The organism is Pseudomonas sp. GW821-FHT03C07 (genome assembly GCF_059420925.1).
This window is the reverse complement of sequence record NZ_JBWKUQ010000004.1, coordinates 309197-325663: the sequence shown is the minus strand read 5'-3', so window position 1 is coordinate 325663 and position 16467 is coordinate 309197. Positions and strand designations below refer to the sequence as shown.

The following is a 16467-nucleotide window of genomic DNA, read 5'->3' as shown; positions in this document are numbered from 1 at the left end:
ACCTGTGGGAGCGGAGCTTGCCCGCGAAAGCGTCCGCTCAAACAACACATCCCCTCACTGCCCCCTACAAACAGGCATATCAGCCATTTACCACCTACCTTGTAGGATTCTGCCACAGGTTCTGGGTTGGTGATCCCCGGTGCGCCACGTATGATCTTTGGCAAACTCCTGCAGATTAGAAGCCTATGTCCTTGATAGTTCTACTGCTTTTGCCTTTTATCGGCAGTTGCCTGGCGGCCGTGCTGCCGCATAACGCACGCAACAGCGAATCCATCCTCGCCGGTGTTATCGCCCTGGTTGGCACCCTGCAGATGGCACTGCTCTACCCGCAGATCGCCCATGGCGGCGTGATTCACCAGACCATCGAGTGGTTGCCCAGCCTCGGCCTGAACTTCGTCCTGCGCCTGGACGGCTTTGCCTGGCTGTTCTCGATGCTGGTGCTGGGCATCGGCACCCTGGTGTCGTTGTACGCCCGCTACTACATGTCGCCGGAAGACCCGGTGCCGCGCTTCTTCGCGTTTTTCCTGGCCTTTATGGGCGCCATGCTCGGCCTGGTGCTGTCCGGCAACCTGATCCAGATCGTGTTCTTCTGGGAACTGACCAGCCTGTTCTCCTTCCTGCTGATCGGCTACTGGCATCACCGCAGCGACGCCCGCCGTGGCGCCTATATGGCGCTGACGGTGACCGGCGCCGGCGGCCTGTGCCTGCTGGCGGGGGTCTTGATTCTCGGCCATGTGGTCGGCGGCTATGACCTGGACACCGTGCTGGCGGCTGGCGATAAAATCCGCGCCCACGCCCTGTATCCGATCCTGCTGCCGCTGATCCTGATCGGCGCCCTGAGCAAGAGCGCACAGTTCCCCTTCCACTTCTGGCTGCCCCACGCCATGGCCGCGCCGACCCCGGTCTCGGCCTACCTGCACTCGGCGACCATGGTCAAGGCCGGGGTGTTTCTCCTGGCGCGACTGTGGCCGTCGCTCTCCGGCAGCGATGAGTGGTTCTGGATCGTCGGCGGCGCCGGCGCCGCGACCCTGCTGCTCGGCGCCTACTGCGCCATGTTCCAGAACGACCTCAAGGGCCTGCTGGCCTACTCCACCATCAGCCACCTGGGCCTGATCACCCTGCTGCTGGGCCTGAACAGCCCGCTGGCCGCCGTGGCCGCGGTGTTCCACATCCTCAACCACGCCACCTTCAAGGCCTCGCTGTTCATGGCCGCTGGCATCATCGACCACGAAAGCGGCACCCGCGATATCCGCAAGCTCAGCGGCCTGATCAAGCTGATCCCGTTCACCGCGACCCTGGCGATGGTCGCCAGCGCCTCCATGGCCGGGGTGCCGCTGCTCAACGGCTTCCTGTCCAAGGAAATGTTCTTCGCCGAAACGGTGTTCATCAATTCCAGCGCCTGGGTCGAAATGGCCCTGCCGGTCATCGCCACCCTTGCCGGCACCTTCAGCGTCGCCTATTCGCTGCGCTTTACCGTCGATGTGTTCTTCGGCCCCAAGGCCACCGACCTGCCCCACACACCCCATGAACCACCGCGCTGGATGCGCGCGCCGGTGGAGCTGCTGGTGTTCACCTGCCTGCTGGTGGGGATCTTCCCGGCCCAGGTGGTCGGCTCGATCCTCGCCACCGCGGCCCTGCCGGTGGTCGGCGGGACCCTGCCCGAGTACAGCCTGGCGATCTGGCACGGCCTCAACGCGCCGATGATCATGAGCCTGATCGCCATGTCCGGCGGCGTGCTGCTCTACCTGTTGTTACGCAAACAACTCAAGCGTGGCCGTTTCAGTCGTCCGCCACTGATCGGTCGCCTCAACGGCAAGCGCCTGTTCGAACGCAGCCTGGTGCTGATCATGCGCTATGCCCGGCGCGTCGAACGCCGGGTCAGCACCCAGCGCCTGCAAACCCAGTTGTTCCTGCTGGTGCTGGCGGCGGTGGTCGGCGGCCTGATTCCGATGTGGCACAGCAGCCTGTCCTGGGGCGAACGGCCGAAGATCGCCGGTTCCATCGTCTTCGTCATCCTCTGGCTGCTGGCCATCGCCTGCGCCCTGGGCGCCGCCTGGCAAGCCAAGTACCACCGGCTGGCGGCCATGATCATGGTCAGCGTCTGCGGCCTGATGACCTGCATCACCTTTGTCTGGTTCTCCGCGCCGGACCTGGCCCTGACCCAGTTGGTGGTGGAAGTGGTGACCACGGTACTGATCCTGCTGGGCCTGCGCTGGCTGCCGCGGCGTATCGAAGAGGTCTCGCCCTTGCCGAGCAGCCTGCGCAAGGCGCGGATTCGCCGCCTGCGCGACCTGCTGCTGTCGGTCGCCGTCGGCGGCGGCATGGCGCTGTTGTCCTACGCCATGCTGACCCGCCAGACGCCCAACGATATCTCCTCGTTCTACCTCAGCCGCGCCCTGCCCGAAGGCGGTGGCAGCAACGTGGTGAACGTGATGCTGGTGGACTTCCGCGGCTTCGATACCCTCGGTGAAATCACCGTGCTGGTGGCCACCGCCCTGACGGTGTTCGCTCTGCTGCGGCGTTTCCGTCCACCGAAGGAAAGCCTGGAGCTGCCTAACCAGCAGCGCCAACTGGCCCCGGACGTGGTCACCGACCTGGTCAACCCGCGCAGCGCCAGCGACACCGCCCTCGGTTTCATGATGGTGCCGGCGGTGCTGGTGCGCCTGCTGCTGCCGATCGCCTTCGTGGTCTCGATGTACCTGTTCATGCGCGGGCACAACCAACCAGGCGGTGGTTTTGTCGCCGGGCTGGTGATGTCGGTGGCGTTTATCCTGCAATACATGGTTGCCGGCACCCAATGGGTCGAGGCGCAGATGAGCCTGCGGCCGTTACGCTGGATGGGCACCGGCCTGCTGTTCGCCACGGTCACCGGCCTTGCGGCGATGGCCTTCGGCTATCCATTCCTGACCACCCACACCGCGCACCTGCATCTGCCGCTGCTGGGCGACGTCCATATCGCCAGCGCGTTGTTCTTCGATATCGGCGTGTACGCGGTGGTGGTCGGTTCGACCCTGCTAATCCTCACCGCCCTGGCGCACCAATCGGTCCGCGCCCATCGGCCGAGCCAGCAACTCGGCGCCCAAGCCAAGCCTGGAGCCGCCTGATGGAAGAAGTCATTGCAATTGCCATCGGCGTGCTCGTTGCTTCCGGGGTCTGGTTGGTGCTGCGCCCGCGGACCTTTCAGGTGGTAATGGGCCTGTGCCTGCTGTCCTACGGGGTCAACCTGTTTATCTTCAGCATGGGCAGCCTGTTTATCGGCAAGGAGCCGATGGTCAAGGACGGCGTGCCCCAGGACTTGCTCCACTACACCGATCCGCTGCCCCAGGCCCTGGTGCTCACCGCCATTGTCATCAGCTTCGCCATGACCGCGCTGTTCCTGGTGGTGCTGCTGGCCTCGCGCGGCCTGACCGGCACCGACCATGTCGATGGTCGGGAGCCCAAGGAATGAACCCGATGTCACACCTGATCATCGCCCCGATCCTGTTGCCGCTGCTCACGGCAGCGCTGATGCTGATGCTCGGCGAGAAACACCGACCGCTCAAGGCCCGACTCAATCTGGTCTCGAGCCTGATCGGCCTGGGTATCTCGGTGCTCTTGCTGATCGGCACCCAGGCCGGCGAAACCGGCTCCATCGGCGTCTACCTGCCAAGCAACTGGCAGGTGCCGTTCGGCATCGTGCTGGTGGTCGACCGTCTCTCGGCGTTGATGCTGGTCCTGACCGGGATCATCGGCGTCAGCGCGCTGCTGTTCGCCATGGCCCGCTGGGACCGTGCCGGCGCCAGCTTCCACGCCTTGTTCCAGATCCAGTTGATGGGCCTGTACGGTGCCTTCCTGACCGCCGACCTGTTCAACCTGTTCGTGTTCTTCGAGGTGTTGCTGGCGGCGTCCTACGGCCTGGTCCTGCACGGCTCGGGGCGCTCTCGGGTGTCGGCGGGCTTGCATTACATCGCGATCAACCTGTTGGCCTCGTCGCTGTTCCTGATCGGCGCGGCGCTGATCTATGGCGTTGCCGGGACCCTGAACATGGCCGACCTGGCCCTGAAGATCCCGCTGGTACCGGAAGCCGATCGCGGCCTGCTGCATGCCGGCGCGGCGATTCTCGCCGTGGCCTTCCTGGCCAAGGCCGGGATGTGGCCGCTGAACTTCTGGCTGGTGCCCGCCTACTCCTCGGCCAGCGCCCCGGTGGCGGCGATGTTCGCGATCATGACCAAGGTCGGGGTCTATACCCTGCTGCGCTTGTGGACCCTGCTGTTCTCCGGCGAGGCCGGCGCCTCGGCGCATTTCGGTGGCGACTGGCTGATCTACGGCGGCATGGCGACCATCGCCTGCGCCGCCGTGGCCATCCTCGCCGCCCAACGCCTGGAGCGCATGGCCAGCCTGAGCATCCTGGTGTCGGCGGGCATCCTGCTTTCGGCCATCGGTTTCGCCCAGCCGAACCTCACGGCCGGCGCGCTGTTCTACCTGGTCAGCTCGACCCTGGCCTTGAGTGCGCTGTTCCTCCTGGCCGAACTGATCGAACGCTCGCGCTCGGCCAACGAACTGCCGCTGGACGAGGACATCGACCCGCTGCCACGCTCGCTGGAGTCTTTGCACCCACGGCCCGGCACCAACCTGGACGATGAACAGAAAGCCGTGGTCGGCCAGGTCATCCCCTGGACCATGGCCTTCCTCGGTTTGAGTTTTATCGCCTGCGCCCTGCTGATTATCGGCATGCCGCCGCTGTCCGGCTTTATCGGCAAGCTGAGCTTGCTCAGCGCCCTGCTCAATCCGCTAGGGCTGGGCATCGATGCGCCGATCTCCCCGGCGGCCTGGGCCCTGCTGGCCTTGCTGGTGCTGTCCGGACTCGCTTCGCTGCTGGCTTTCTCGCGGATGGGTATCGCGCGTTTCTGGACACCCCAGGAGCGTCCGTCACCGGCACTGCGGCGTTTCGAGTGCCTGCCCATCGTCGCCTTGCTGGGCCTGTGCATCCTGCTGACGGTCAAGGCCGAGCCGCTGCTGCGCTACACCCGGGCTGCGGCTGAGTCCCTCGACAATCCAGGGCAATACATCAGCGCCGTGCAGGCCACCCGTCCGGTGCCGAACCCGAGTGCCGCCGTGGAGGTGCAGCCATGAAGCGCCTGTTCCCCGCGCCCTGGCTGTCCCTGGCGCTGTGGTTGCTGTGGCTGGTGCTGAACCTGTCGATCAGCCCGGGCAACCTGCTGCTGGGTGCGGCCCTCGCGGTTTTCGCCCCGGTGATGATGGCGCCGTTGCGCCCGCGGCCGATCCGTATCCGTCGCCCCGGGGTCATGCTGCGCCTGTTGCTGCGGGTCGGGGCGGACGTGGTGCTGTCCAACCTCGCCGTCGCCTGGGGCGTGCTCAATGCTGGACGCCGCGCACCGCGTTCGGCCTTCGTCAAGGTGCCCCTGGACCTGCGCGATGCCAACGGCCTGGCGGTGCTGTCGATGATCTGCACGGTGGTTCCCGGCACCGTCTGGTCGGAGCTGGCCCTGGACCGCAGCGTCCTGCTGCTGCACGTCTTCGACCTGGATGACGAAAGCGCTTTTATCCAGCACTTCAAGGCAACTTACGAACGTCCTCTGATGGAGATCTTCGAATGAGCGCACTGCTCGCCAATGCGATCCTGCTGAGCCTGTTTATCTTCAGCGTGGCCCTGGTCCTGACCGTGGTCCGGCTGTTCAAGGGCCCGTCGGCCCAGGACCGGGTCCTGGCCCTGGATTACCTTTACCTGATTGCCATGCTGATGATGTTGGTGCTGGGCATTCGCTACGCCAGTGACACCTACTTCGAAGCGGCGCTGCTGATTGCCCTGTTCGGCTTTGTCGGTTCGTTTGCCCTGGCCAAATTCCTTCTGCGCGGCGAGGTGATCGAATGAACGCGGTATCGCTCTGGATCGAAATTCCGGTGGCCCTGCTGCTGCTGGCCGCCAGCCTGCTCGCCCTGTGCGGCGCCATCGGTTTGTTGCGCATGAAGGACTTCTTCCAGCGCATGCACCCGCCGGCGCTGGCTTCGACCCTTGGTGCCTGGTGCGTGGCACTGGCCTCGATCCTGTACTTTTCGGCGCTCAAATCGGAGCCGGTGATCCATGCCTGGCTGATCCCGATCCTGCTGTCGATCACCGTACCGGTGACCACCCTGCTGCTGGCCCGCACCGGGTTGTTCCGCAAGCGCATGGCCGGCGCCGATGTGCCCGCGGAAGTCAGTAGCGGGCGTACCGAGGGCAAGGGCTGAGCGATTTGCAAGTTTTCTAGCGTTCTCGTTTGCTTTATAACGGCGGCGATCTGTTGTACCTGATCCGAAGTCAGTGACCATTCCCCCACGGCCATCTCATTGAGACTAGCGCACCCAAACAACTCAAGAAGTTCACTTTCAAACTCGGGTGCGACATCAAGGTCATATTTTATGAATTCATCATCATTGTCTTCAGGTAAAAAACCGACAATACAAAAATTCATAGTTAAATCCGTCCTATCCGGCCCCCGGTGCGCGCTTAAGCCTCCACACCAATGAGCATTTCCAAATCAGTCGGAAGTTCCTGTCCAATCAGCGCTGATATTTCTCTCACTTGGTTATCACTCAAATCCCACAGCCCCTCAGCCATTGCATTGAGGTTTTTATAGCCTAGCAGACTCACGATTTTCTCGTTATACGACGGATCCAGGCAAAGCTCAAATTTGAGCGAGTCATCTTCGTCATTGTTTGGCAAAAAACCTGTGATACATAAATACATAAAAACCTCTATTTCTCTACTTTTCGGCCAGGATTCGCTAGTTTAGTTTGCTCACCAGTAATAGGGTCAAACTCCCCTAAATGCTTACCTTGTTTGTCATACATTTCGACGGCGCCATGCTGACTGTCCCACTCATAAATCCGACCTTTTCGGTCCTTCCAACGAGCTCGTTTGGCTCCACCACCCTGGACCCGACTTTTCGAATTAACTTTAACTGCATCTGGAAAAGCCGTCAGCCTCCCAGGCGCTAGGTGATAAGAATGATCCCCTCCAAACGGCTTCGAATACACCACATAAATCGACTTCAACCCGGAATCGAGCGGGAAGGTGATGATCCGGTCGCCGAGGGTAACGTCGTCGGCAACGGGATAACCGTCGATCTGCGAATCCACCCCTTCCTCAATGGGATGCACAAGGATGCTGCCCATCGGCTCATCCGTGTGTTCCGGGAAAGTCAGTTCGGGGGTGAGCAGCGGGCCACCGTTGGGCGTCCAGAGCAGGGTGATGCCGTCGCCCAGATGGGCTTCCAGCGTGCGGCCGTCGGCCCGCCATTGGGCTTTGACAATACGGACGCTGTCATCCCCGGAAGCCCCGGTGTGAATACCGTAGAGCTGCAACGCCCCTTCGGTGTCGTGACGAAACTGGAAACGCACACGGGAAGCCGCAGCCGCCATCTGCCGCAGTTCGTCGTCGCTGTACAGGGTGCCGTCCCCCATGCGAGCGGGGAGCATGCCGGCGATAAAGACCGTGGCACCGCCACCGGCCACCATGGCGCTGCGCAACATCCAGCGGAAGCCCTGCTGGACGATGCCGCCTCCGGCGATTCGACCCAGCGCCGCATCGGCTCCCAGCGTGGCGCCAAGCACGGCGGCCCCCGCCGGAATCGCCTTGGTTTTCGACACCATAACCTTGCCAAAATGGAAGGCAGGCTCGGTGACTGTGCCCGCCTCCGTGCAACGCCAGTTTGCGGGGTCACAGGACTTGGCAAAGATCACGCCTTGTGGTGGTTTTGACTGGGGCCAGGACTCCTTTTGAAGGGGGATCTCTGGAGGTGCCGGGGCGGGGGCTCTCTGTTCGACACCACCAAAGCAGCCCCAGCTTTCTGTCCGCCAGCCAGGCTCCTTGCACCAGGAGCATGGCTGGCCGGGCCGACAGAAGAGGCAGTCTTTTTTTTCGCCTTTCTCGAAAAAATCATTGCTCCATTTCAAACCCATGTTCCTTCGTACTGGTTTGCAGTACGAAGGAACATGCAGGAGGTTTTCACGGCGATAAAGCCCCTGAAGAGTGTTTACAAAATGCCCTTCAGTGTTTACAGATTGGTCCTACTTCAGACCGCCTACAGTGCGGATATCACCTGCTTTATTTAAAATTTCCCGCTTATATCGATAAAGTTATTTTCAGATTCTGTCAGTCGAGGCTGAACACCCCCTCGGACCAGACTGGACAAGGGACAATCGGACTAGTCGCCAACGCCAATCAGTTAAGGAAATGGGGTCTCAAGAACGCCCACGAAACCTGTAGGAGCCTGCTTGCTGGCGATAGCGGCGGTGAATGTGACATCGCCATCGCCAGCAAGCAGGCTCCTACAGGTTCAACGTGCAGTGAAAAATACCCGACCATCACGCTTGAGCAGGTCAAGCATGGTCTGGGCCGCCGGCGACAAGTAACTGCCGGCCCGCACGGAAACCACCAGGGTACGCTTCATGGTGGTTTCCTTGAGCCGCACTTCCCGCAGATGCGTCGCGCCCTTCACATCCTCCAGGGTTTCCCGCGCCAGGAAGCTCAGCAAGCGAGTCTGGCCGATCAGACGTGGCAGCAGGGAAATCGTATTGGTCTCGATCTGCACCGAGGGCAGCGGCAGGTCATGGGCGAGAAACACATTGTCGATCCAGCGCCGCGACGACACCCCAGGGGCCGGTAGCACCCAGCGAAAGCGCCCCAGCTCGCTCAGGCGAATCGGCGCGTCGAAGATCGGGTGATTGCGGCTGGCAACCACCACCGCCTCATCATCGAACAACGGATGCGACAACAGCTGCGGATCATCGTCGAACAGCGGGCAGATCACCATGTCCAACCGCCCGGAACGCAGGGACTCGCGCAACATATCGTCCTGGCCGATCGCCAGGCTCAAGGTGATCTCCGGCGCCCGTTCCAGCAAGGCGGTGGTCAATTGCGGCAGCAGGTACTCGGCCATGCTCGCCGCACAGCCCAGGCGGATATTGCCCAACACGCCGCTGGCGAAGTCGCGGATTTCACGGTGGGTCTCGGCAATGCTCTGCTGCAACTGCCGACCACGCTGCTGCAACAACTCGCCGACCGGGGTCAGCTTGATCCGCCGGCCCTCGCGTTCGAACAGCTTGGTGCCGAACGACTCCTCCAAGCGCTGAATACTCTTGGTCAACGCCGGCTGGCTACGGTTGAGCTTCTGCGCCGCGCGGCCCAGATGGCCCAACTCGGCGATGGTTTCGAAATAGGTGAGATCGCGCAGGTCCATATTGATCAACCAAAGTTATCGTTTCATCACAATTAGAAACTAGACTTGATCAATCAGGCTATCAATAATTTGCCCACTGCGCCGCTTTCAACGCCCTGCAACAGGAGCGCCCAGCGCTTTGGAGAGTGTTCTTGTCGGCATCATCATGGTTTTCCCTGTCCACCTGGTCGCGCTTGCGCCAATGGCTGGCGCTGCTGTTACTGGCTGGAGGCAGCGGACAGTTGCTCAAGTACCTCGAACTGCCCGCCGGACAATTTATCGGCCCGATGCTGGTGGCGATCGCCTTCGGGGTCAGCGGCGCGCATATCCGCCTGCACAAGGAAGCCTTCCGCCTGAGCCAGGGCTGCATCGGTCTGCTGGCCGCGCACTCGATGACCCTGGCGGTGCTGACCGCGATGAGCGAGTCCTGGCACCTGATGCTGGTCGCCACGGTCCTGACCGTGTGCCTGAGTACCCTGGTGGGCCTGGCGATGGTGCGCTTCGGCGGCATCCATCCGAGCACGGCGGCCTGGGGCACCTCGCCGGGCGCGGCGTCGGCCATGGTCTCGATGGCCGATGATTTCGGCGCCGACGCCCGGGTCGTGGCGACCATGCAGTATGTACGGGTGGTGTGCGTGGTACTGATCGGCGCACTGGTCAGCCATCTGCTCGAAGCCCCGGCCAACGGCAGCGATCTGCACGCCACTGACGTGGCACAGCACGGCTTCAGCCTGTTCAACCTGGGGCTGACCCTGGCCACCGCGGTGGTTGGCGTGGTGCTCGGCATGCGGATACCGGCCGGCGCTTTGCTGGTACCGTTGCTGCTCGGTGGCAGCTTGCAACTCTCAGGACTGCTGCATATCACCCTGCCCGCCTGGCTGCTGGCGATCGCCTACGGCGCCATCGGCTGCTACGTCGGCCTGCGTTTCGACCGCCCGACCGTGTTGTACGTCTGGAAGCGCCTGCCGGCGATGATCCTTGGCGCCGTCAGCCTGATCGCCCTGTGCGCGGCCTCGGCCTGGGTCATGGCGCGGCTGCTGGGCCTGGACTTCCTCTCGGTCTACCTGGCCACCAGCCCCGGCGGGCTCGACACCATGGCGATCATTGCGGTCGATACCCACTCGGATGTCGGCCTGGTCCTGGCGATGCAGACCTTGCGCCTGCTGGCGGTGATCTTTAGCGGGGCGTTCTTTGTCCGCCTGGTGATTCGCTTCTCCGTGCCCATCAAACAAAACACCAGGCTCGACAAGACTCACCGATGACGAAGCATTCGTGACACAATCTCCGGCGTTACCTTAGTCAAAATACGAACGACATTGATTAAGATTTGTTTGAGAGTCATGCTGGTTTTGACGTTTTTTTCTCATTTCACCCTCTAAATTGCCGCCCAGACAAACATGCGAATGATTCCCATTGTTTAACTGGACCGGCGAACCGGGTGAAAATGCGCCGAAAATCGCCAGCCATCTTGACTACCAAAAGACCGCAGGAGCTTCCCACACAATGATTTCCCGTCTGCCTTCGTTTCTGAAAACCGCCTTGCTGGCCACCGCCATGCTCAGCGCCGGCCACGCCTACGCCGCCCCGAGCGCCGACGGTATCGTGGTCTACAACGCCCAGCATGAAAGCCTGACCAAGGCCTGGGTCGATGGCTTCACCAAGGAAACCGGGATCAAGGTGACCCTGCGCAATGGCGACGACACCGAGATGGGCAACCAGATTGTCCAGGAAGGCGACAAGTCGCCAGCGGACGTGTTCCTGACCGAGAACTCCCCGGCCATGGTCCTGGTGGACAATGCCAAGCTGTTCGCCCCGGTGGCACCGACCACCCTGGAACAGGTCGGTGCGGCCTACCGTCCGGCCCACGGCAACTGGGTCGGCATCGCCGCCCGCTCCACCGTGTTCGTCTACAACAAGAGCAAACTGACCGAAGCGCAACTGCCCAAGTCCCTGCTCGACCTCGCGTCGCCTGAGTGGAAAGGCCGTTGGGCCGTGTCGCCGGCCGGTGCCGATTTCCAGGCCATCGTCGCCGCCGTGCTGGAACTCAAGGGCGAAGCCGCGACCCTGGACTGGCTCAAGGCTATGAAAACCAATGCCTCGATCTATCGCGGCAACAGCGCGGTGCTCAAGGCGGTCAATGCCGGGCAAGTCGAAAGCGGCGTGATCTACCACTACTACAGCTTCGGCGACCAGGCCAAGACTGGCGAAAACAGCAAGAACACCTCCTTGCACTACTTCAAGCACCAGGACCCGGGCGCCTTTGTCAGCACCTCCGGCGGCGGCGTGCTCAAGTCCAGCAAACACCAGGAAGAAGCCCAGGCCTTCCTCAAATGGGTCACCGGCAAAGGCGGCCAGGCCGTGCTCAAGAACGGCAACTCGTTTGAATACGCCGTCGGCGTGGGCGCCGAGTCCAATGCCAAGCTGGTGCCGCTCAAGGACCTCGACGCGCCCAAGGTTGATGCCTCGAAACTCGACAGCAAGAAAGCGGTGGAGTTGATGACCCAAGCCGGAATCCTGTAATTGATCCCAGAGTCCATTTCTCCCCTGGACCCCGCCGCAGTCGCTCACGCGCCTGCGGCGCTTTCGCGCAAGCGATCCAGAAACTTCTTCGGGCGCCAGGGCAATGCCTGGATCATCGGGCTGTCCGTGCTGGTGTCCCTGCTGGCCTTGTTGCCAATCGCCTTCGTGGTCCTGTCTGCCTGGCAAACCGGCTGGGCCAGCCTTGAAGCGCTGGTCTGGCGCCCACGGGTGGCCGAACTGCTGGCCAACACCCTGTTGCTGATGGTCATCACCATTCCCCTGTGCGTGGCGCTGGGATTGGCCCTGGCCTGGCTGACCGAGCGCACCGACCTGCCCGGCCGCCGCGCCTGGTCATTGCTGGCCACCGCGCCGCTGGCGGTGCCGGCGTTCGTCCACAGCTACGCCTGGGTCAGTCTGGTACCGCCGATCCACGGGCTGTTCGCCGGGGTGCTGGTGTCGGTGATCGCCTATTTCCCGTTTCTCTACCTGCCGATTGCCGCGACCCTGCGCCGCCTTGACCCGGCCATCGAGGATGTCGGCGAGTCCCTGGGCCTCAAGCCCTGGGCCGTGTTTTTCCGGATTGTCCTGCCGCAACTACGCCTGGCGATCTGTGGCGGCGCCCTGCTGGTGGGCCTGCACCTGCTGGCCGAATACGGCCTCTACGCGATGATCCGCTTCGACACCTTCACCACGGCGATCTTCGACCAGTTCAAGTCGACCTTCAGCGGCCCGGCGGCGCATACCCTGGCCGGGATCCTGGCACTGTGCTGCCTGGCCCTGTTGACCGTCGAGTCGGCCGCCCGGGGCAAGGCCCGTTATGCCCGGGTCGGTTCCGGCAGCGCGCGGCAGCAACGCACGGTACGCCTCAACCGCAGCACCACGCTGCTGGCACTGAGCATTCCGATCATCAGCAGCGTGCTCGCCCTCGGCGTGCCATTGGTTACCCTGGGCAACTGGCTGATCGCCGGTGGCCGCGAGGTCTGGCAACTGGACGACTTGCTCCCGGCCCTGGAACAGACGTTGCTGCTGGGCGCCGCCGGTGCCCTGCTGACCACCTGCGCGGCGGTGCCCGTGGCCTGGTTGTCGATCCGCTCGCCCGGACGCCTGCATCGCCTGTTGGAAAGCTGCAACTACATCACCAGTTCCCTGCCCGGCATTGTCGTCGCCCTGGCCCTGGTCACGGTCACCATCAACTTCGCCCGGCCGATCTACCAAACCTCGATCACCGTGCTGCTGGCCTACCTGTTGATGTTCATGCCTCGCGCCCTGGTCAGCTTGCGCGCCGGTATCGCCCAGGCGCCGGTGGAGCTGGAAAACATCGCCCGCAGCCTCGGTCGCTCACCGGTCCGCGCCCTCTGGTCGATCACCCTGCGCCTCGCCGCGCCCGGGGCCGCCGCCGGGGCCGCGCTGGTGTTCCTGGCCATTACCAACGAACTGACCGCCACTCTGCTGCTCGCGCCTAACGGCACGCGCACCCTGGCCACCGGTTTCTGGGCCATGACCAGTGAAATCGACTATGCCGGCGCGGCGCCCTACGCGCTGCTCATGATCCTGCTGTCACTGCCGCTGACCGGGCTTCTCTATCATCAATCCAAACGCACGGCTGGCCGATGAACGCTCTTGAACTCAACGCGCTGTACAAGTCCTTCGGTTCGCAAGCGGCCCTGGAAGACATCAACCTGTCGATCTCCACGGGTAGCCGCACCGCCATCGTCGGTCCTTCCGGCTCGGGCAAGACCACCCTGCTGCGGATGATCGCCGGCTTCGAGTTTCCCGATGCCGGTCGTATCACCCTCGACGGCCAACCGCTGGTGGACGCCCAGACCCAGGTCCCGGCCCACCAGCGCCTGATCGGCTATGTGCCACAGGACGGCGCGCTGTTTCCGCATATGACGGTGGCCGATAACATCGCCTTCGGCATTGTCGACAAGGCCTCCCGGCCACAGCGGGTCGCCGAGTTGATGGACAGCGTGGCCCTGGAAGCACAGATGGGCAAACGCTGGCCCCATGAACTCTCCGGCGGTCAGCAACAGCGGGTGGCACTGGCCCGCGCTCTGGCGCAACGCCCACGGTTGATGCTGCTGGACGAACCGTTTTCCGCCCTCGACACCGGGCTGCGAGCGTCGATGCGCAAGATGGTCGCGCGGTTGCTGTCCGAGGCCGGGGTAACCACCATCCTGGTCACCCATGACCAGGCCGAAGCCCTGTCCTTCGCCGATCAGTTGGCGGTGATGCGCAAGGGTCGGCTGGTGCAGGCCGGGCCGCCGATGGACCTGTACCTGCGTCCGGACGATGAAGACACCGCGCTGTTCCTCGGCGATGCGGTGATCCTCCCCGCCCTGATCGAAAACGGCTGGGCCCAGTGTGAGCTGGGCCGGTTGGCGGTCAACGACGAGGGCCGCCACGGCCAGGCACAAATCATGTTGCGCCCCGAACAGTTGCAACTTGCAACCCGGGTGTCGGGACAAGCGGACGACAACGGCTGCCCGGCCGTAGTCACCGAATGCGATTTCGGTGGCAATACCTGCACCTTGACGGTGGAGTTGAAGGCCCGGGCCGCCGACGGCCAGAAGCGTTCGTTGCTGGTGCGCAGCACTGGCATGCACGCGCCGAGGGTCGGCAGCGAGGTGCTGGTCTCGGCCCTCGGCCACGCCCATGTGCTGGGCCGGCAGGTCGCCCGCTAGCCGTTCACCACCGACACCTTGACCGAGGTCAACAGACAACCGTACGGCGGGAGCAGTAGCGGCCCCGTGACTTCTCGACTAGGATTTTCTGCTCATGGAGTCGCCCGCCTATTTCAGCGGGCTTTTGTACAAGGAGAGAGAAATGACCGCAGTTCGTCTTGCAGAGCGCGCCTATCGCAGTTGGTCCAACCCCATCCTGCTGGAACTCAAGGAACGGGAACACCAGTTGGATCCGTCCTCTCGAGTAGCCCTCATCAATGTGTTGCAAGAACGCCGCCTGCTCGACAGCGACAGACCATCAGCCGTGGTGCAACCCATCAGGCCAGGCATCGAGTGACGGCAAGGCGCCCAGTCCGCGTAACCAGCCGTGCTCGGCAAATGCCAGCATCTCCTGGTCGCCGCGACTGTCGCCATAGGCAAACAACACCCTGCCACCCGTATCGCCCAACCATTGCTGCAACTGCCGGACCTTTTCCGGCCCCCAGCAGTTGGGCGACGCCAGGCGCCCGGTAAAACGCCCGTCGCGAAACTCCAGTTGGGTGGCCAGTACCGCATCAAAACCGGCGGCCGGGGCCCAGTGCTCGAGATAGAGCGTGGGCGATGCACTGACCAGCACCAGACGGTGCCCCAGGCGCTTGTGCTCCTCGATCCGTTCGAGCATTTCCGGACGGATCAGCGTCGGCAGGCGCTCGGCGACATAACGCGCCGCTGCCTCTTCAAGCTCGACCTGGCTCCTGCCGCGCAGGGTGAGCGCCAGGAACCGCGCCTTGGCCTCGGCCCGCTTGCAAAGGCCCGTATACATGCCCACCAGCCAGGGCAAGACCAGCAGGCCGCCGATCAGGAAGCGCCGGTGGCCGACCAAATAGCGCACGAAATCCCGCAGGCTGTCGGTGGTGGTAATGGTCCCGTCGAAGTCGAAAGCCACGCAGGTTCCAAGCTCCCGCGCGGCGCTGTTTGAAATCGTCATTACTGTTTCACGCCCATGAACCGAATGGACCTAGTGTCTCACTCCGGGACGGGCGGTGTCGCTCATGCCATTTGATCGCGAGCAAGCTCGCTCCTACAGTGCATGGGTCAGGCCGTATCGCATCTTGCAGGAGCGAGCTTGCTCGCGATCGATCTCACGCCAGACGCTTACTTCGCGCGCTCGCAATTGACCATCCAGGCGACGCCAAAGCGGTCTTCGAACATTGCGAAATACTCGGCCCAGAAGGTCTTGGCCGGCTTCATATAGACGCTGCCGCCGCCGCTCAGACCATCGAACAGTCGCTTGGCCTCGTCCACGCTGTCGACATTGAGCGACACCGAAATACCCTGGGCCTTGCTGAACGGCTGATTCGGCGGGCAATCGGACGCCATCAGGCTGAAGTTGCCCACCGTCAGGCAGGTGTGCAGGATCTTGTCTTTATTGGGAGCATCCTTGGGCACGCCGGCCTCTGGCGGCGCATCGGCGAACGACAGGGAAAACAGTTCGCCACCGAGCACCTGTTTGTACAGGGCAAAGGCCTCCTTGCAGTTGCCGTTGAAGGTCAGGTAAGGAATGATTTTCAGGCTCATGATCAAACTCCGTTCTGGCAGGGTTTCAGGATTGACCGGACATCTTCGCGCGCAGGTGTTCCTCCTGTTCGCGCAACTCGGGGGTAAAACATTCGCCAAAGTCCTCGGCCTCGAAGACCTGGCGGATTTCGATTTCAGAGTCACTGACCATCGGGTTCGGGCAACGTTTGACCCAATCGATGGCTTCTTGCAGCGATTGCACCTTGAAGATCCAGAAACCGGCGATCAGTTCCTTGGTCTCCATAAAGGGCCCGTCGACCACGGTCCGCTGTTTGCCACTGAACTGCACGCGGGCACCCTTGGCACTCGGATGCAGCCCCTCGGCGGCGAGGATCACCCCGGCCTTGGCCAGTTCCTCATTGTAGGCGCCCATGGCGGCCAGCAATTCCTGACTGGGCATTTCGCCGGCTTCCGATTCCGGGCTGGCTTTGACGATCACCATAAATCGCATGGTCGTATCTCCTGATGGTGGTGGATAAATTCGACAAGCCGGCTGGCGGCTCTGT

General features: G+C 62.8%; 17 protein-coding genes and 1 pseudogene. 11 read left to right on the top strand and 7 right to left on the bottom strand.

Going from position 1 to position 16467, the window contains the following annotated elements; translation table 11 throughout:
- Positions 1 to 185: 185 nt before the first annotated feature.
- From AC07VG_RS10775 to AC07VG_RS10750, 6 genes are read left to right on the top strand one after another with little or no spacing between them, the layout of a single operon-like run.
- Positions 186 to 3104: a monovalent cation/H+ antiporter subunit A gene (locus tag AC07VG_RS10775; protein ID WP_495021016.1), complete on the top strand. Its 2919-nt coding sequence runs from the start codon at positions 186 to 188 to the stop codon at positions 3102 to 3104.
- A complete protein-coding gene (locus AC07VG_RS10770) occupies positions 3104 to 3448 on the top strand; it encodes a Na+/H+ antiporter subunit C (RefSeq protein ID WP_495002262.1) in 345 nt (114 codons plus the stop codon). The genes AC07VG_RS10775 and AC07VG_RS10770 overlap by 1 nt, the downstream gene beginning before the upstream one ends.
- The gene (locus AC07VG_RS10765) at positions 3445 to 5112 is read left to right on the top strand and encodes a monovalent cation/H+ antiporter subunit D (RefSeq protein WP_495021015.1); all 1668 of its coding nucleotides are present in this window, start codon (positions 3445 to 3447) and stop codon (positions 5110 to 5112) included. The genes AC07VG_RS10770 and AC07VG_RS10765 overlap by 4 nt, the downstream gene beginning before the upstream one ends.
- Positions 5109 to 5597 (top strand): Na+/H+ antiporter subunit E, encoded by a 489-nt coding sequence (locus AC07VG_RS10760; RefSeq protein WP_495002264.1) that lies wholly within the window; start codon positions 5109 to 5111, stop codon positions 5595 to 5597. The genes AC07VG_RS10765 and AC07VG_RS10760 overlap by 4 nt, the downstream gene beginning before the upstream one ends.
- Positions 5594 to 5872, top strand: coding sequence for a K+/H+ antiporter subunit F (locus AC07VG_RS10755; RefSeq protein ID WP_100943305.1), 279 nt, complete (start codon positions 5594 to 5596; stop codon positions 5870 to 5872). The genes AC07VG_RS10760 and AC07VG_RS10755 overlap by 4 nt, the downstream gene beginning before the upstream one ends.
- On the top strand, positions 5869 to 6228 hold the full coding sequence (locus AC07VG_RS10750) for a Na+/H+ antiporter subunit G (protein WP_495002265.1): 360 nt from the start codon (positions 5869 to 5871) through the stop codon (positions 6226 to 6228). Before AC07VG_RS10755 ends, AC07VG_RS10750 begins: the two co-directional genes overlap by 4 nt.
- 38 nt (positions 6229 to 6266) lie before the next feature.
- Here the strand turns inward: AC07VG_RS10750 and AC07VG_RS10745 are convergent.
- From AC07VG_RS10745 to AC07VG_RS10730, 4 genes and pseudogenes are all read right to left on the bottom strand, one after another.
- Positions 6267 to 6452 (bottom strand): annotated as a pseudogene (locus AC07VG_RS10745) (pyocin S6 family toxin immunity protein); the annotation flags it as partial.
- A gap of 35 nt (positions 6453 to 6487) precedes the next feature.
- Entirely contained in the window at positions 6488 to 6727 is a 240-nt protein-coding gene (locus AC07VG_RS10740; RefSeq protein ID WP_495021014.1) for a pyocin S6 family toxin immunity protein, read from the bottom strand.
- A gap of 8 nt (positions 6728 to 6735) precedes the next feature.
- Complete coding sequence (locus tag AC07VG_RS10735) at positions 6736 to 7935, bottom strand: colicin E3/pyocin S6 family cytotoxin (protein ID WP_495021013.1); 1200 nt, start codon at positions 7933 to 7935, stop codon at positions 6736 to 6738.
- A gap of 383 nt (positions 7936 to 8318) precedes the next feature.
- A complete protein-coding gene (locus AC07VG_RS10730; RefSeq protein ID WP_495002269.1) occupies positions 8319 to 9221 on the bottom strand; it encodes a LysR family transcriptional regulator in 903 nt (300 codons plus the stop codon).
- 131 nt (positions 9222 to 9352) lie between these two features.
- On the opposite strand from AC07VG_RS10730, the gene AC07VG_RS10725 reads away from it, so the two are divergent.
- From AC07VG_RS10725 to AC07VG_RS10705, 5 genes are all read left to right on the top strand, one after another.
- Complete coding sequence (locus AC07VG_RS10725) at positions 9353 to 10462, top strand: AbrB family transcriptional regulator (protein WP_495002270.1); 1110 nt, start codon at positions 9353 to 9355, stop codon at positions 10460 to 10462.
- Between the two features lie 241 nt (positions 10463 to 10703).
- The gene (locus tag AC07VG_RS10720; protein WP_495002271.1) at positions 10704 to 11720 is read left to right on the top strand and encodes an iron ABC transporter substrate-binding protein; all 1017 of its coding nucleotides are present in this window, start codon (positions 10704 to 10706) and stop codon (positions 11718 to 11720) included.
- A gap of 15 nt (positions 11721 to 11735) precedes the next feature.
- Complete coding sequence (locus tag AC07VG_RS10715; RefSeq protein ID WP_495002374.1) at positions 11736 to 13334, top strand: ABC transporter permease; 1599 nt, start codon at positions 11736 to 11738, stop codon at positions 13332 to 13334.
- A complete protein-coding gene (locus tag AC07VG_RS10710) occupies positions 13331 to 14404 on the top strand; it encodes an ABC transporter ATP-binding protein (RefSeq protein WP_495002272.1) in 1074 nt (357 codons plus the stop codon). The genes AC07VG_RS10715 and AC07VG_RS10710 overlap by 4 nt, the downstream gene beginning before the upstream one ends.
- A 142-nt stretch (positions 14405 to 14546) precedes the next feature.
- Positions 14547 to 14741, top strand: coding sequence for a hypothetical protein (locus tag AC07VG_RS10705; RefSeq protein WP_495002273.1), 195 nt, complete (start codon positions 14547 to 14549; stop codon positions 14739 to 14741).
- Here AC07VG_RS10705 and AC07VG_RS10700 read toward each other — a convergent pair.
- The 3 genes from AC07VG_RS10700 to AC07VG_RS10690 form a co-directional block, all read right to left on the bottom strand.
- Positions 14703 to 15371 carry an HAD family hydrolase gene (locus tag AC07VG_RS10700; protein WP_495002274.1) on the bottom strand — a complete coding sequence of 223 codons (669 nt, stop codon included), beginning with the start codon at positions 15369 to 15371 and terminating at the stop codon, positions 14703 to 14705. The genes AC07VG_RS10705 and AC07VG_RS10700 overlap by 39 nt on opposite strands.
- 167 nt (positions 15372 to 15538) lie before the next feature.
- A complete protein-coding gene (locus AC07VG_RS10695) occupies positions 15539 to 15955 on the bottom strand; it encodes a VOC family protein (RefSeq protein WP_495021122.1) in 417 nt (138 codons plus the stop codon).
- A gap of 31 nt (positions 15956 to 15986) precedes the next feature.
- Complete coding sequence (locus AC07VG_RS10690) at positions 15987 to 16412, bottom strand: YciI family protein (protein ID WP_495002275.1); 426 nt, start codon at positions 16410 to 16412, stop codon at positions 15987 to 15989.
- Positions 16413 to 16467: the final 55 nt, after the last annotated feature.